14 protein-coding genes are annotated in these 16171 nt (G+C 63.7%); 9 read left to right on the forward strand and 5 right to left on the reverse strand.

Annotated features, from left to right (window positions below; translation table 11 throughout):
- Positions 1 to 34 precede the first annotated feature (34 nt).
- On the forward strand, positions 35 to 2839 hold the full coding sequence (ppc, locus tag QX034_RS23605) for a phosphoenolpyruvate carboxylase (protein ID WP_315706234.1): 2805 nt from the start codon (positions 35 to 37) through the stop codon (positions 2837 to 2839).
- A gap of 59 nt (positions 2840 to 2898) precedes the next feature.
- On the opposite strand, the gene QX034_RS23610 is transcribed toward ppc, so the two are convergent.
- The 4 genes from QX034_RS23610 to QX034_RS23625 form a co-directional block, all read right to left on the reverse strand.
- Positions 2899 to 4011 carry an SMP-30/gluconolactonase/LRE family protein gene (locus QX034_RS23610; RefSeq protein WP_315706233.1) on the reverse strand — a complete coding sequence of 371 codons (1113 nt, stop codon included), beginning with the start codon at positions 4009 to 4011 and terminating at the stop codon, positions 2899 to 2901.
- Between the two features lie 131 nt (positions 4012 to 4142).
- Entirely contained in the window at positions 4143 to 5057 is a 915-nt protein-coding gene (locus QX034_RS23615) for an SDR family oxidoreductase (RefSeq protein ID WP_315706232.1), read from the reverse strand.
- Positions 5058 to 5156: 99 nt separating this feature from the next.
- Entirely contained in the window at positions 5157 to 6296 is a 1140-nt protein-coding gene (locus QX034_RS23620) for a thiolase C-terminal domain-containing protein (protein WP_315741516.1), read from the reverse strand.
- Positions 6297 to 6300: 4 nt separating this feature from the next.
- Positions 6301 to 6714, reverse strand: a complete 414-nt coding sequence (locus QX034_RS23625; RefSeq protein ID WP_315706230.1) for a Zn-ribbon domain-containing OB-fold protein — start codon at positions 6712 to 6714, stop codon at positions 6301 to 6303.
- Between the two features lie 225 nt (positions 6715 to 6939).
- Between QX034_RS23625 and QX034_RS23630 the strand changes: the two genes are divergently transcribed.
- The 8 genes from QX034_RS23630 (at position 6940) to alkB (ending at position 14536) form a co-directional block, all read left to right on the forward strand.
- Positions 6940 to 8187, forward strand: coding sequence for an ABC transporter substrate-binding protein (locus QX034_RS23630; RefSeq protein ID WP_315741515.1), 1248 nt, complete (start codon positions 6940 to 6942; stop codon positions 8185 to 8187).
- 43 nt (positions 8188 to 8230) lie between these two features.
- Positions 8231 to 9157 (forward strand): branched-chain amino acid ABC transporter permease, encoded by a 927-nt coding sequence (locus tag QX034_RS23635; RefSeq protein WP_315706228.1) that lies wholly within the window; start codon positions 8231 to 8233, stop codon positions 9155 to 9157.
- Positions 9150 to 10070 (forward strand): branched-chain amino acid ABC transporter permease, encoded by a 921-nt coding sequence (locus tag QX034_RS23640; protein WP_315741514.1) that lies wholly within the window; start codon positions 9150 to 9152, stop codon positions 10068 to 10070. Before QX034_RS23635 ends, QX034_RS23640 begins: the two co-directional genes overlap by 8 nt.
- A complete protein-coding gene (locus tag QX034_RS23645; RefSeq protein WP_315762193.1) occupies positions 10060 to 10791 on the forward strand; it encodes an ABC transporter ATP-binding protein in 732 nt (243 codons plus the stop codon). The genes QX034_RS23640 and QX034_RS23645 overlap by 11 nt, the downstream gene beginning before the upstream one ends.
- Entirely contained in the window at positions 10781 to 11491 is a 711-nt protein-coding gene (locus QX034_RS23650) for an ABC transporter ATP-binding protein (RefSeq protein WP_315741512.1), read from the forward strand. The genes QX034_RS23645 and QX034_RS23650 overlap by 11 nt, the downstream gene beginning before the upstream one ends.
- 125 nt (positions 11492 to 11616) lie before the next feature.
- Positions 11617 to 12969 (forward strand): amidase, encoded by a 1353-nt coding sequence (locus QX034_RS23655; protein ID WP_315706224.1) that lies wholly within the window; start codon positions 11617 to 11619, stop codon positions 12967 to 12969.
- Between the two features lie 166 nt (positions 12970 to 13135).
- The gene (locus QX034_RS23660) at positions 13136 to 13876 is read left to right on the forward strand and encodes a 2OG-Fe(II) oxygenase (protein WP_316173710.1); all 741 of its coding nucleotides are present in this window, start codon (positions 13136 to 13138) and stop codon (positions 13874 to 13876) included.
- A gap of 6 nt (positions 13877 to 13882) precedes the next feature.
- A complete protein-coding gene (alkB, locus tag QX034_RS23665; protein WP_316173712.1) occupies positions 13883 to 14536 on the forward strand; it encodes a DNA oxidative demethylase AlkB in 654 nt (217 codons plus the stop codon).
- A gap of 6 nt (positions 14537 to 14542) precedes the next feature.
- Here alkB and QX034_RS23670 read toward each other — a convergent pair whose 3' ends face one another.
- Entirely contained in the window at positions 14543 to 16168 is a 1626-nt protein-coding gene (locus QX034_RS23670; protein WP_315769488.1) for a thiamine pyrophosphate-dependent enzyme, read from the reverse strand.
- Positions 16169 to 16171 lie beyond the last annotated feature (3 nt).

Consider the following 16171-nt stretch of genomic DNA (forward strand, 5'->3'; position numbering starts at 1 on the left):
GAGTGTTGCCGGGCCGCTTCTGGGGAGAAGAGCCATGTCGCCGCAGCCCATGCCTTCAGACGTTGATCCTTCCGACGCCGAGATCAGGCGCGATCGGGCCCAAGAGGCTCAGGCGATGGAGGACGATGCGAGGCTGCGGGAGGATATCCGGTTGCTGGGACGGATCCTCGGCGACACCGTCCGCGACCAGGAAGGTGCCGACGTGTTCGATCTGGTCGAGCGTATCCGGCAGACGTCGGTACGCTTCCACCGCGATGAGGACCGCCAGGCTAGGCGCGAGCTGGAGCAGATCCTCGACAGCATGACGATCGCCGAGACCGTGCGCATCGTCCGCGCGTTCAGCTATTTCTCCCATCTCGCCAACATTGCCGAGGATCAGAACAACATCCGCCGCATGCGCGCCCGCGCCGATTCCAATGGCGGGGGCGGCATGCTCGCCGAGACCTTGTCGCATGCGAAGGCAGCCGGCTTTGGCGCGGCCGATTTGCGCAAGTTCTTTGCGACCGCCTTGGTCAGCCCGGTGCTGACTGCGCATCCGACCGAAGTGCGCCGCAGGAGCACGATGGATCGCGAGATGGAGGTCGCCACGCTGCTCGATCGCCGCGAGCGGGTCCAGCTCACGCCCGACGAGCGCGAGGCCAATGACGAAGCGCTGCGGCGCGCGGTGCTGACCCTGTGGCAGACCAACCTGTTGCGCCGGACCAAGCTCACGGTGCTCGACGAGGTCACCAACGGCCTGTCGTTCTACGACTATACGTTTCTCCGCGAGGTGCCGGCACTGTTGTGCTCGCTCGAGGATCGCCTCAACGACGGCGAGGCCCTGGCCGGCGATCTCGCCTCGTTCTTGCGGATGGGCAGCTGGATCGGCGGCGATCGCGACGGCAACCCGTTCGTGACCGCCGAGGTCATGCGGGGGACCTTGAAGCTGCAGTCCAGTCTGGTGCTGCATTACTATCTTGAAGAGCTGCATTTGCTCGGCGGCGAGCTGTCGATCGCCGCGCATCTGGCGGAGATCTCCGAGGATCTGCGGGCGCTTGCCGAGCGTTCGCCGGATATCTCGCCGCATCGCAGCGGCGAGCCCTACCGGCTGGCGGTCTCCGGCATCTATGCGCGGCTGGCCGCGACCGCGAACAAGCTCGGCATTCAGATCAGCCGGCCGCCTGTCGGCGAAGGCGCGCCCTACAAGAGCGTCCGGGAATTCCAGGATGACCTCGATGTGCTGCATCGCTCACTGATCGCCAACAACGCCCGGGTGATCGCGCGCGGCCGCCTGAGGATGCTACGCCGCGCGGTCGATTGCTTCGGTTTCCATCTGGCCCGGCTGGATATCCGGCAGAACTCGGCCGTCCATGAACGCACCGTCGCCGAGCTGTTCGACACCGCGATGCCCGGGATGTCATATCTTGCACTGAGCGAAGAGGCTCGCATCGCGCTGTTGACGAGCGAGCTGCGCAATGCACGGCCGCTGGTGTCGCAATTCATCAAATACAGCGACGAGACGGTCAGTGAGCTTGCGGTGTTCCGTGCCGCCGCCGAGGCACATGCTACGTTCGGCGCGGACGTAATACCGCAATGCATCATCTCGATGTGCAAGGGCATGTCGGACATGCTGGAAGTCGCGCTGCTCTTGAAGGAGGTCGGGTTGATCGACCCCGCGGGGCGCAGCGCCGTCAACATCGTGCCGTTGTTCGAAACGATCGATGATCTGCAGGCCTCCAGCGGCATCATGGACCGAATGCTGGCGCTCCATGATTATCGCCGGCTGGTCGACAGCCGCGGCGCCGTGCAGGAGGTCATGCTCGGCTATTCCGACAGCAACAAGGACGGCGGTTTCGTCACCTCAGGCTGGGAGCTCTACAAGGCCGAGATAGGTCTGGTCGAGATCTTCGAACGCCATCATGTGCGGCTGCGTCTGTTTCATGGCCGCGGCGGCTCGGTCGGCCGAGGTGGTGGACCGAGTTATGATGCGATCATCGCGCAGCCCGGCGGCGCGGTGAATGGTCAGATCCGGATCACCGAGCAGGGCGAGATCATCTCCAGCAAATATTCCAACGCCGAGGTCGGCCGCAGCAATCTGGAAATCCTTGCGGCGGCCACCTTGGAGGCGAGCTTGCTGCACCCGCGGCAGCCGGCGCCGAAACGCGAATATCTGACCGCGATGGATCGATTGTCGGAACTCGCCTTCAAGGCCTATCGCGGCCTCGTTTATGAGACCGACGGCTTTGTCGAATATTTCTGGGCCTCGACCGTCATCAACGAGATCGCGACGCTCAACATCGGCAGCCGGCCGGCCTCGCGCAAGAAGACCCGCGCCATCGAGGATTTGCGTGCCATTCCTTGGGTGTTCTCCTGGGCGCAGTGCCGCTTGATGCTTCCCGGCTGGTACGGGTTCGGCAGCGCGGTCGAGGCCTGGATCGCGGAGCATCCGGACCAGGGGATGCCGTTCCTGAAGGAGCTCTATCGCGAGTGGCCGTTCTTCCGCATGCTGCTGTCGAACATGGACATGGTGCTGGCCAAGAGTTCGATCGCGATCGCCTCGCGCTATGCCGAGCTGGTGGCGGACGAGGACCTGCGCGAAAAGATCTTCGGCCGCATCCGCCGCGAATACCATCTGGCGATCGAGACGTTGCTCGACATCATGGGGCAGGACCGGCTCTTGCAGGGCAATTCGCTGCTTGAGCGCTCCGTGCGCAACCGCTTTCCTTATCTCGACCCGCTCAACCACGTGCAGGTCGAACTTCTCAAGGAGCACCGCGCGCAGAATCCCGATGAGCAGATTCTGCGTGGGATACAGCTCACGATCAACGGCATTTCGGCGGGCTTGAGGAACACGGGATAGTCGCGAAGGGCGAGTAGCGAATGGATCGTCCGCTATTCGCTCTTCTCGTTCGCTATTCGCTAACAGAAATGCGCGCCCATCGTCTCCACATAGACCGCGTAGAGTGACTGGCTCGCAGCCATGAACAGGCGATTGCGCTTCTTGCCGCCGAAGCAGAGATTGGCGCAGGTTTCCGGCAGGCGGATCTGGCCGATCCGTACGCCGTCCGTCGGCGCAAACACCTGTACGCCGTCATAACCCTCGCCGACCCAGCCGGAACCGACCCAGATGTTGCCGTCGATGTCGACGCGTACGCCGTCGCCAAGCCCTGACTTGCCGTCGAGCGTCATGTCGATGAACTGCTTCGGATTGGAGAGTTTATCGCCATCAATGTCGTACGACCACACAACGTTCTTCGCTTGCGGATAATGCGTGCTGCCGGTATCGCAGACATAGAGCTTCTTGTAGTCATTGCTGAAGGCAATGCCGTTGGGCTTGAAGGGATCGTCGGCGACCTTGCTGATCTGGCCGGATTGCGCGTCTATGCGATAGACCGCTTCCTTCTGGTAAGGTTGCACGGAACCCATGTTCACGCGCTGACCTTCGTAGATGCTGAGCGCGCCATAACCCGGATCGGTGAACCAGATCGACTTGTCGTTCGGGTGCACGACCATGTCGTTCGGCCCGTTGAGTGGCTTGCCGTTGGCCTGCTCGGCCAAGGTCGTGACGGAGCCGTTATGCTCGTAGCGGACCAGGCGGGTGCGCTCGGCGGTAATCTGCCGGAACTCGGTATCGAAGGTGCTCCCATTGGCTTCGTTCGACGGCTTGTGGAACTGTTCGGAGATGTGGCCGTCGTCATCGAGATAGCGCAGTTGTCGATTGGCCGGGATGTCGCTCCAGACCAGATATTGCCCCTGCGCATTCCACGCCGGCCCTTCAGCCCATAGGCAGCCGGTATAGAGCCGGTGAATCGCGGTGTTGCCGACCTTCGCCTTGAAGCGCTTTTCGTCGATCACAACGATGTCAGGATCAGGATAGCGCTGCGGCTGCGTGCCTCTCCCGTAGTCGCGCGCGGTGGCGGGCGAGACCGCCGCGGCCGCGGCGGCAAAAGCCGCTGCGCCCTTCAGCAGGGCACGGCGGTCGAAGTGATCTGCTTCGCCCGCCGCGTCGGAGTCGTGTCGTGGATTTGTCATATGTGTCCTCCCACGTTCTTGTTGGGAGGAGATCATACGCCATAATTCGGCACAAAGCGGGCAGTGTGAGAATAAAACAACTTATGATAGTTTGCGCTGCAAGGAGCCGTCGACGGCGCATCGGGCGCCAATCAGATCGGATCCCAGCTGAAGATGTCGGCGGAGCGGTCGAGCTTGTAGAAGGACGGCCTCAGGGCCGGCATCGCGTGTTCCGCGACGGTCTGCGGTGTCCACCCTTCGCCGCGGTGGACAGAGCGGATCGGGCGCGACTGGCTCATCAGGAAGATCTCGTTCATGCGCACCGCAAAAACCTGTCCGGTGACATCCTTCGCTTCCTCGCTCAGCAGATAGGCGACGACGGGTGCGATCTTCTCCGGTCCCATCCGCTTCATCCGCTCCACGCGCTCCTGTTCGGCGTCTGTTTCGGTCGGAATGGTGCCGATCATCCGGCTCCAGGCGAAAGGTGAGACGCAGTTCGACCGCACATTGAAGCGGTGCATGTCGAGCGCGATCGATTTGGACAGTCCCACGATGCCGAGCTTGGCGGCAGCGTAATTGGCCTGTCCGTAATTGCCGACCAGGCCGGAGGTGGACGTGAAGTGCACGAAGGAACCGCTTTCCTGCTCCCGGAAGAGCCGCGCAGCGGCATGGGCCACGTAGAAGGAGCCCAACAGATGTACCTTGATGACGGCCTCGAAGGCTTCGACGCTCATCTTGTGGAAGATCATGTCGCGCAGGATGCCGGCATTGTTGACCACGCCGTCGAGCCGGCCGAAGTGATCGGTCGCGGTCTTGACGATCCGGCTCGCCGGAATGGCTTCGGCGACCGACTCGAAATTGGCGACCGCCGTACCGCCGCGCTTACGGATCTCCTCGACCACTTCCTCGGCCGGCGCGGCGCTGGTGCCGGAACCGTCGGAGGCGACTCCAGGATCATTGACGACCACCTTGGCGCCCTCGGCGGCGCAAAGCAGGGCGATCGCACGACCAATGCCGCGGCCAGCGCCGGTGACGATGATGACTTTGTCTTGAAGTAGTTTGGTCAATGCTGCCTCCTGCTGTCGTTCCGGGGCAAGCGAAGCGTGAACCCGGAATCTCGAGATTCCGGGTTCGGTCCTGCGGACCGCCCCGGAATGACGAGCGTGCTACTTCTCATTCGCAAAGATGATCGTTCCCGACGCGGCGAACATGCCGCCGACACCGTGGCAAACCGAGATCTTCGCGTTCGGGACTTGGGCCGGGGCAATGCCGCGCATCTGTCGCACGCTCTCCTGCAACGCGTACATGCCGTACATTCCGGAATGCATGTAGGAGAGGCCACCTCCGTTGGTATTGAGCGGCAGCTTGCCGCCGGGGCGCGTATGGCCCGCCGCGATGAATGGCCCGGTTTCCTCATGCGGCATGAAGCCGAGATCGCCAAGCCCGAACAAGGGCAGATGCGCGAAGGCGTCATAGATCATCAGGTGATCGACGTCGCGATGCGTGATCCCGGCCTCCTTGAAGGCGAGGGGACCTGCGACCTTGAACGCGCGCGAGGAGGTGAAGGTCTCCATCTGGCTCACCATCGGCGTCTCCACGCTCTCGCCGGTGCCGAGAATATACACCGGCTTCTGCGGGAAGTCCTTGGCGCGGTCAGCGGAGGTCAGGATCAGCGCGCCGCCGCCGTCGGTAACGAGACAGCACTGCAAGAGCCGAAACGGATAGGCGATCATCCGCGAATTGAGCACGTCCTCGACGGTGATCGGCTCCTTCATCATGGCGCGCGGATTTTTCGCCGCCCATTCCCGCTGCACGACCGCAACCATCGCCAGCTGCTCATGGGTAATGCCGTAGGTCTTCATGTAGCGCAGTACGGGAATCGGAAACATGCTGGGCGGCCCGAATATGCCGAACGGCGCCTCGAATTGCCCCTGTAGGCTGTCGGCCGGAATCGACCGCGGCGGCTTGCCGATCATCGACCTGCCGCTCTCGGCATGCGTGATCAGCACGGTCTTGCACAGACCGGCTTCGATCGCGGCTGCGGCATGACGGACATGCAGCATGAACGAGCAGCCGCCGACCGAAGTGCCGTCGACCCAGGTCGGGGTGATGCCGAGATAATGGCAGATCTGCTGCGGCGTTTCGACGGCGGTGGCGAAACCGTCGATGTCGGACAGCTTCAGGCCGGCATCGGCCAGCGCGTTCAGCGCCGCGTCCGCATGCAACTGGATCTGCGACATGTCGGGGATCACGCCGAGCTTGGTGGTCTCTGCCGCGCCCACCACGGCAACCTGGTTTCTGCGCATGCGCTTACCCCTTGGCCGGTCGGAACAAGGGCAGGGTGATCTGCTCGTCGAGCTTTTCGAAGGTCACCTCGAGCGGCATGTCGAGTTCAAGTGCCTCCGGCGTTTGCGGGCAGCCGGTGATGTTGCTCATCATGCGCGGGCCTTCATCCAGTGCGACGACAGCGATCGCATAAGGCGGCGTGAAGCCGGGTGCGGTCGGGCGATGATTGATGACATAGCTGTAAAGCGTGCCCCTCCCGGAGGCCTTGAACACGCTGACCTCGCGGCTGGCACAAGACGGACAGAACGGCCGCGGCGGGAAGTAGACATGGGCGCAGGCGTCGCAGCGCTGCAGCCGCAATTCGCCAAGCCTCGTGCCGTCCCAAAAGTGCTGCGTCTCGGGTGTCGGTTTCGGGCGCGCACGCGCAGCTTCGGCCATCTGTCTCGTCCTCCCGAAAGGCGGGCTCGGCCACCCGCTTGTTTGCAAAGGTGATGCGCCATTTGACTATTGGGCGTCAACGGTCCATCACTGCATGCATGCCGGCCAACGGCATGCGCATAAGCGGACGACACGGCGCGCCTGTCACCTGACAAGCGCACGCTCAATTGCCGCCATGCGAAAAAAGACCAAAAGGTCATACAAAAAAGATCAAGGGAGGAACGGATGTTCAAGCTGATCGGTGCGGGCTTGGCCGCGTGCATCGCGTTCGCGGGTTCGGCTTTCGCTGCGGATGCTCCGGCCGAAATCAAGATCGGCACGCTCTATGCTTCATCCGGCCGTTATGCCTCGATCTCGATGCCCGTCCATAGCGCACTGAAGCTCTGGGCCGACCAGAAGAATGCCGAGGGCGGCGTCTACGTGAAGGCCTTCGACAAGAAGATCCCGGTCAAGCTGGTCGCCTATGACGATCAGAGCAACACGGCCACGGCGTCGACGCTCTATAATCAGCTCGTCACCCAGGACAAGGTCGACCTTCTGGTCGCCGATTCCGGCTCGGTCCTGACGGCACCGGCGGTGACGATCGCCCGCGACCACAAGATGTTCCTGTTCGATCAGACCGGCACCGGCGCGAGCTTCTTCTCCAAGGACAATCCCTATATCGCGCTGATCGCAGACCCCGTCTCGACCGTCTGGCCGAAGCCGGTCGCCGATTTCATCACCCATGACGGGCCCGGGCTCGGCATCAAGAAGATCGCGATCCTCTACGCCACCAACGAGTTTACGGGAACGCAGGCCAACGCATTCCGCAAGTTCGTCAAGGACTCCGGTGCGCCGATCGAGATCGTCTATGATCAGGGCGTGCCGACCGAGACCACCAACTACACGGTGATCATCAACAACATCAACAACGCCAATCCGGATGCCGTGATCCATTTTGGCTACGCCCCCAACGACATCGCATTCCTGCGCAATGTCCAGGACGTCGGCGTCAATTTCAAGATGCTGTTTGCAATCTATGCCGGACTGGAAACGGAGCTGTTGGAGAAGAACATCGGCGCCAAGGGACTCGAGCACATCTGGACCTATGTGCCGCCTTCCGAGATCGACTATCCTGTCAATTTCGGAATGACGATGAAGGAGTACAAGGCGGCCTGGAACAAAAAATATCCCGACGGCAAGATCGAGTTCGGCTTCAACGCGGTCGCCGGCTACACCACCGGCCTTGTGATCGAGAAGACGCTTTCGGTTGCCACCTCGCTCGATCAGATGGAGTTGCGGCGGGCGGTGTTCTCGCTCTCCAATCAATTGAAGACGCTCGACGGCACCTTTGCGCTCGACGAGATGGGCGGCCAGATCGGCGAGTTGACGCCGCTGGGCCAGCTTGCGCTGGACGAGCATGGGCACATCAAGTTCGTGTCCATCTATCCGCACGAGACCGCCACCGGCAAGCCGGTCTACCCGGCGCCGTAACGCCGCAAGAGCGGAGAAAGGACGCCGGGGGGCTGGGCTGGAGATGCTGAGTTACGCGCTGATCGCCGGCGTTCTGTTCGGCCTTTATTTCAGCCTGGTTGGTATAGGCCTCAATCTGGTGTTCGGCGTCATGCGCATCGTCAATCTCGCGCATGGCGATACCATCATGCTGGGCGCCTTCATCGCGCTCGGCGTGGTGACGCTCGCCGGCATCGACCCACTGTTCGCGGTGCCGCTCGCCTTCGTCGTATTCCTGCTCGCAGGCGTGCTGCTCTATTGGGTGCTGGTGCCGCGGCTGCAGGGCTCGGCCAATCCGGAGATGCTGTCGATCATCCTGTTCTTTGGCCTGTCGCAGGTCATCGAAGCCATCACCACGATCTTCGCCGGCACCAGCGAGCGTTCGATCCAGAGCCGGCTGCTCGGCACCGTCTTCACCACCATCAAGGTCAAATGGTTCGGCGGCACGCCGGGCCGCGGCGGGCCGATCCAGATTTTCGGCCAGGGGTTTCCGGCGCCATGGGTGATTGCGGCCGTCACCAGTCTGGTCGCGATCGGCCTCGTCTATCTCTATCTCTATCGGACCCGGCTCGGGACGTTGACCCGCGCGGTGATGTCCCGGCGTGACGAGGCCTTTGCAACCGGTATCGATGTCGACCGTGTTTCGGCCGTTGCGTTCGGCATCGGGCTGGGACTTGCGGCTATTGCCGGCGTGTTCGCGCCGTTCATGTTCGGCTCGATCACGCCGGCGTTCGGAGCGGATGCGACCGTGACATCGTTTGCGATCGTCGTGCTCGGCTCACTCGGAAATCCGCTCGGTACCGCCCTCGGCGGTGTCGTGTACGGCGTCTGCTACATGCTGGTGCAGACATATTTGAGCTCTTGGGCCGACCTTCTGCCCTATGTGCTCCTGATCCTCATTCTTCTCTTGCGCCCGAGTGGACTGCTCGGAAGGCGGGTGCGCGTTGCATAGCGGCCTCAAGCACACGTTGACCATTCTGGTGCCGCTCTTGATCGTGTTCGCGATCGCGCCCGGGGTCTATCAGAACCATTTGTTGCTGTTCAACTTCGTGATCTTCCTGATCCTCGCTCAGGGCGTGAACATCATCTATGGCTTCACCGGTTATCTGCCGTTCGGCTATGTCGGCTTCTTCGGGGCGGGTGCCTATGGCTTTGCCATCATGGTGATGCATTTCCAGGCGCCTGCGGTTGCGGCTGTGCTCGCCGCAGGTCTGGTCGGCGTGGCGCTTGGGCTTGTGCTGACGCCGCTATTGCGGCTGACCGGGGCTTATTTCGCGATCGCCAATCTTGCAGCCTCCTTGGCGGTGCTGCATCTCGTAGCCAATCCGGCGCTGGAGAGCATCACCAAGGGGCCTTACGGCGTCTCGTTGAGCGGCACGTTCGATCCCGCCTTCGCCTATGATGCCGCGCTGGCCGTGCTCGCACTGACCGTCGGCGTCGTCATCTATTTGCGCAATTCGAGCTTCGGCCTCGCGCTGCAGGCGGTGCGCGAGGACTCCGTCAGCGCCGCGATGGCCGGGGTCGATGTCGTGAAGATGCGGGTGATCGCCTGGCTTGCCTCGGCGCTGGTGGCGGGTCTCGCCGGCGGCGTTTACGCCTGGTATGTCTCGGTATTCTATCCCGACAACGTGTTCTCCGGCGAGTTCTCCATCTTCGCCATCGTGTTCGCGCTGTTCGGTGGGGTCGCTACCATCCTTGGCCCCATCGTCGGCGTTCTCATTCTCTATGGCATCTACAATCTGATCGGCTTCACCACGCCGCAATATTTCCAGCTCGTCTACGGGCTCTTGATCATGGGACTCGTGCTGTTCCTGCCGGCTGGCCTGATGTCGCTGGCAACGCGGAGGGGATGGCATGTCCCCTGAGGCCAAGCCGATCCTCGAGGTCAGCAAGCTTGTGAAGCGCTTCGGTGGCTTCACGGCGCTCGACGGTCTCAGCTTTCATGTCGTGGCCGGCGAGATCCTCGGGCTCGTCGGTCCCAATGGTTCCGGCAAGACGACCGCAATCAACGTGATCTCCGGCCTCTACGCGCCCGATGGCGGCGAGCTCACTTTCGTCGGTGGCGCGATTGGCGGCGTCGCTTCGCACAAGCTGGTCCATCGCGGCATCAACCGCACCTTCCAGGTGCCGAAACCGTTCATGTCGCTCTCGGTGCGCGAGAATGTCGAGGTGGCGCTCGCTTATGGCCGCGCGGACGGCACGCCGCCGTCGCTGGATGCGCTGCTCAAGGAATACCGGCTCGCCGATGTCGCCAACCGACCGGCGGCCGATCTCAACAGCGCTCAGCAGAAGATGCTGGATCTGACCCGGGCGCTCGCCACCGCGCCGCGCCTGCTGCTGCTCGACGAGCTCGCAGCTGGCCTCAACCCGGCCGAGCTCGATTGGATCGCGGGCCGCATCAAGGCGCTCGCCGCCAACGGCGTGGCGATCATCGTGGTCGAGCATCTGATGGGTTTCATCGAGCACATCACCGACCGCGTCATCGTGATGAATGCCGGCAAGGAGATCTTCGAAGGTAAGCTCGCCGCGGCGGTGAAACAGCCGCAGGTGATCGAGGTGTTCCTGGGAGGCGAGCATGCCGCCTGATACGCCATTGCTCCAGGCTTCCGGGATCGACGCCGGCTACGGTACCATGCAGGTGCTGTGGGGCGTCGACCTCGACGTGCGGGCCGGTGAGACGGTGCTGCTGCTGGGCGCCAACGGCGCCGGCAAGACCACCTTCTTGAAATCGCTGGTCGGTCTGATCGAGGCGCGTCATGGCAGCATCCGGCTCGGGGGCGACGACATCACGCGCATGCGCTCCAGCGACCGGATGCGTCGCGGCATGACCTATATGTCGGAACTTGCGGTTTTCCCGGATCTCTCGATCGAGGAGAACATTCGCATCGGGGCGCAGGCGCTGGGACACCGCGCTGCGGATGTGGAGCTGCTCTATGCGCAATTCCCGGTCTTGCGCGACAAGCGAAAGGATCCGGCGTCCAGCCTGTCGGGTGGCCAGCGCAAGATGCTCGGCATGGCCAAGGCGCTCGCCGCCGAACCGAAGCTGCTGGTGCTGGATGAGCCGTCCGCCGGCCTGTCGCCGCTATTCGTCAAGGAGGTGATCCGGATCCTGAAAGAGCTGCAGAGCCGCGGCATCGCGCTCCTGGTGGCGGAGCAGAACATCGGCTTTCTCGAGGTCGCGACGCGGGTGTTTGTGCTGGAGGGCGGACATATCCGCTTTTCCGGCACGGTGGCGGAGATGACCGACAACGAGGCGCTCCGGCGGGCCTATTTCGGGCTGAAGTGATCCGCCCCGGTCAGGCGAGGGTTCCGCGGGGCTAGGTCCCATCTACCGGCATTGTCGCGGGCAAACCGGTCCGCTATGAGCAGCCGAACGTTGCGGCGCAGCCGCGGATTGGGACGATGGGAATCATGACCGCAGCAAATCCGACCCTTGTTTCGTTGGCCGACGACCTCGAAGCTGGCCGCACCACATCCCGCAAGCTGGTCGAGGAGTGCCTGGCCCGGATCGCCGATCCGGCGGGGGAGGGGGCGCGTGCCTTCGTCCATGTCGACAAGGACGCGGCCCTTGCCGCTGCCGACGCCATGGACGGCCTGCGCAAAGCCAATGCGGTGCCGTCGCGCTTTGCCGGCATTCCTGTCTCGGTCAAAGACCTGTTCGATATCAAGGGGCAGGTGACCCGCGCCGGCTCGCGCGCGCTGGAGGATTCCGCACCGGCAGACGCCGATGCGCCCGTTGTCGCGCGGCTGCGCCGCGCCGGCTTTGTGGTGATCGGCCGCACCAACATGACCGAGTTTGCTTATTCCGGCATCGGCATCAATCCGCATTATGGCACGCCGAAGAGCGCCTGGAAGCGCGAGATCGGCTTTGTTCCGGGCGGCTCGTCCTCGGGTGCGGCGGTCTCGGTCGTTGACCGCATGGCTTACGGCGCGCTCGGCACCGACACTGGTGGCTCCTGCCGCATTCCGGCGGCCTTCAACGGCATTGTCGGCTACAAGCCGACGCAGCGTCGCGTGCCCCTGGAAGGCGGCGTACCGCTCTCGACCTCGCTCGACAGCTTCGGGCCGCTTGCCAACACGGTCGAATGCTGCGCGATCCTCGATGCGGTGCTTGCGGATGAGCCGATCAGGCCGTTGCCGCGGCGACCGGTGAAGGGACTGCGGCTGGCGGTTCCCACCACGGTCGTGCTCGATCAGCTTGATGCGGAGGTCGCGCAGACCTTCGAGCGTGCGCTGCAAGCGCTCTCCAGGCAGGGCGCGCTGGTTGAGCGCATCGAATTTCCCGAGTTCCTCGACGTCGGCATCATCGGCATGAAGGGAGGCTTCGCGGCCGCCGAGAGCTACGCCTGGCATCGTTTCCTCATCACCAGCAAGGGGGATGTGTACGATCCGCGTGTCTCGGTCCGCATCATGCGCGGCGAAGCCATCACCGTGCCGGAATATATCGAGATGCAGGCCGGCCGGCGCTCGCTGGTGGCGCGTGCCGCTGCGCGCATCGCCCCCTATGACGCATTGGTGCTGCCGACCACCGCCAATGCACCGCCGAAGATCGCCGACCTCGAAAGCGACGAGGCGTTTGGCCGCGAGAACATCCGCGCCTTGCGGAACTGCACCATGATCAACATGATGGACGGTTGCGCGATCTCGCTGCCGGCGCATCGCGCCGGCGAGGTGCCGGTCGGCTTGATGCTGGCGCAGTCTGGAGGCAACGATCGCAAGCTGTTCGAGGTGGCCGCGGCGATCGAGGGCGTGATCCGGGGCTGACCTGCGCTGGTTCTGTGATCGCGAGCGAAGCAACCCTGCTTAGGATGAAGGGACTGGACCGGTCGCCTTTGGCGTCTCCCGGTGAGGGAGGGGGGCGCGGACCTGCAGGCTCAATTTTGCCGGAAATCGGGTGGCGCCGCGTTCTTGCCGGTGCCATCTTGTCGGTATGAGAGCCGCAACGAAGACAGTTAGTCCGACTCCAGATGCTTTCTCCCGCATCGACACGCTCGACTGGGCGCAGGTCGAACGTGATCTCGACGCACAAGGCTGCGCGGTCCTGGCGAGCCTGCTCTCGCCGGACGAATGTCAGGCACTGGCTGCGCTCTATCCCGATGACTCCCGTTTCCGTAGCCGTATCGTCATGGCGCGGCATGGCTTCGGCCGCGGCGAATACAAGTATTTCTGCTATCCCTTGCCGGAGCCGATCACGAGTTTGCGCCCACGGCTCTATGCGCGCCTGGTGGGGATCGCCAACCGCTGGAACCGGACGATGGGGATCGAGATCGAGTACCCTCGGGATCACGAGGCATTCCTCGCTCGCTGCCATGCGGCAGGGCAGACGCGGCCGACCCCATTGCTGCTGCAATATGTGGAAGGCGACTACAACTGCCTGCATCAGGATATCTATGGCGAGCACGTGTTCCCGATCCAGGTCGCGATCCTGCTCTCCGAGCCCGGACGCGATTTCGAGGGCGGCGAGTTCGTGCTGACCGAGCAGCGCCCGCGCATGCAGTCGCGTGCCGAGGTGGTGCCGCTCAGGCGGGGCGATGCGGTCGCCTTCGCCGTGCATGTCCGCCCCGTGCAGGGCACGCGCGGCAGCTACCGCGTCAACATGCGCCATGGCGTCAGTCGGCTCAGGTCTGGGCGGCGTCACACACTCGGCGTGATCTTCCATGATGCGAAGTGATCCGCATTGACCGCCGATCTGTTTGAAAACCTCGATGCCTCGGCGCCGATCCGCGAGCAACTCGCGGTCGGCGCGGTGCTGCTGCGTGGTTTCGCCCGTCCGCGCCAGCATGAGTTGGTTGCGGCAATCCAGACCATCACTGCGCAGGCGCCGTTCAGGCGCATGTTCACGCCTGGCGGCCACCAGATGTCGGTCGCGATGACCAATTGCGGAGAGGTCGGCTGGATCACCGATCGCAGCGGCTACCGTTATGACGCGATCGATCCTGACAGCGGCCGGCCCTGGCCATCGATGCCGCCGCTGCTTCGTGACCTCGCTGAGCAAGCCGCAGCCGAGGCCGGCTTTGCCGGTTTCGCGCCCGACGCCTGCCTCATCAATTGCTATGAGCCGGGCGCGAAGATGTCGCTGCACCAGGATCGTGACGAGCGCAACATGAGCGCGCCGATCGTGTCGGTCTCGCTGGGCCTGCCGGCCACGTTCCTGTTCGGCGGGCTGAAGCGCAGCGACAAGTCGCAGCGCTATCGGCTGGCGCATGGCGATGTCGTGGTGTGGGGCGGACCGGCGCGGCTGGCCTTCCATGGTGTTGCGCCGCTCGCCGATGGCGAGCACGGGTTGCTCGGCCGCAGGCGGATCAACCTGACCTTCCGCCGCGCGCGTTGATCCCGGTCACGGCTTCGCCGGGTGAATGAACGCCCACGGCGAGACTTCGCTGTCTTTGGGAACCTCGATATCGATAAGATACGGTCCGCCATGCTCCAAGGCCTTCTCCAATGCCGGGCGGAACTGATCGGGCGCAGTGACCCGGCTCGCGGCGACGCCGAAGGACTCGGCGAGCTTGACGAAGTCGGGATTGACGAGGTCGGAGGCGACGACGCGGCCATCGAAGCGTTCGCGCTGGTCGCGTCGGACATTGCCATAGGCATTGTTGTTGAACACCAGCGTCACTACGCCGATGTTGTATTGCACGGCGGTCGCGAGTTCTTGTACGGCGAACATGAAGCCGCCATCGCCGGTGATGGCGACGACCGGCTTGTCGGGGCAGGCGACCTTGGCGCCGAGTGCAGTCGGAAAGCCCGCGCCGAGCGTGCCCTGATAGCCTGAGGTGATGAAGGTGCGGGGCTCATAGACCGGGAAGCCGTACCACGAGGCGAAACCGACCTGCGACAGCTCGTCGGTGACGATGGCATCGTGCGGCAGCACCTCGCGCAACACATTCAGGTAGGCCATCTGCGGCTGTACCTTCTGGATCTCCTGCTGGGTCATAACGGTGGCCTCGCGAATTGTTGCGCGTCGGCCGGCGGTCTTCTTATGACCCGCCTTACTGACGGCGCTGACGAGCGCAGCCGTCCCGGCCTTGGCATCGCTGACGATGCCGACGTCGACGGTGACTCGCCGCATTTCGGCCGGATCGATATCGATGCGGATGGACTTCAGCCCGTCGGGCCGGAACGGCCAGCGGAAGGTGGTCGGCAGCTCCATGCGACTGCCGATGCCGATCATCAGGTCGGTCTGCGGCCAGAGTCTATAGGCCGCCGCCATCGTCAGGCCGAGCTCATGCGCGTTGGAGACGATGCCACGGCCGGAGCGGAAGGCGACCACCGGCGCGTCGATCATCTCGGCCAGTTCGAGGATCTCCTCGCGCGCATCGATCGCGCCGGCGCCAACGAAGATCATCGGCGCCTTCGCGCTGGCAATCAGGGCTGCTGCCTTTGTGATGCGATCCGGATCGGGCATCGGTGCCGGGAACGGCGCAAATGGCCTGGCTGCTGCCGTCTCGGCCCGCTGCGTGAATACGTCCCACGGCATTTCCAGCGCGGCCGGTCCGCGCCGGCCGGAGAGCATCTCCTGAAAAGCGCGTGCCACCAGCGTCGGCGCGGCATCCGGATATTCGATCCGCTCGGCCCATTTCACGAAGGTGCGCAAGGTCGCGAGCTGATCCGGCATCTCGTGAAGGTGGCCGCGGCCCTTGCCGAGATAATCGGTCGGCACCTGGCCGGTCAGGCACAGCACCGGCTCGTTGCAGCCGAACGCGGTGAGCAGCGCAGCGCCGGCGTTGAGCACACCGGGGCCAGGCACCACGCTGAACACGCCGGGGCGGCCGCTCGCACGCGCATAGCCGAACGCCATATAGCCGCAGGCCTGCTCGTGACGGGCGCCGATCACCTTCAACTGGGCCTGGTGAAAGGCATCGAAGAGGCCATAGACCTGCGCGCCCGGCAGGCCGAATACGGTGTCGACGCCGTGGACGAGGAGGCCGCTGACGATCGCTTCGCCGCCGGTCATTGTGGTCATGGG

This window comes from Bradyrhizobium sp. SZCCHNR3119, assembly GCF_032487775.1.
Classification (GTDB): Bacteria; Pseudomonadota; Alphaproteobacteria; order Rhizobiales; family Xanthobacteraceae; genus Bradyrhizobium.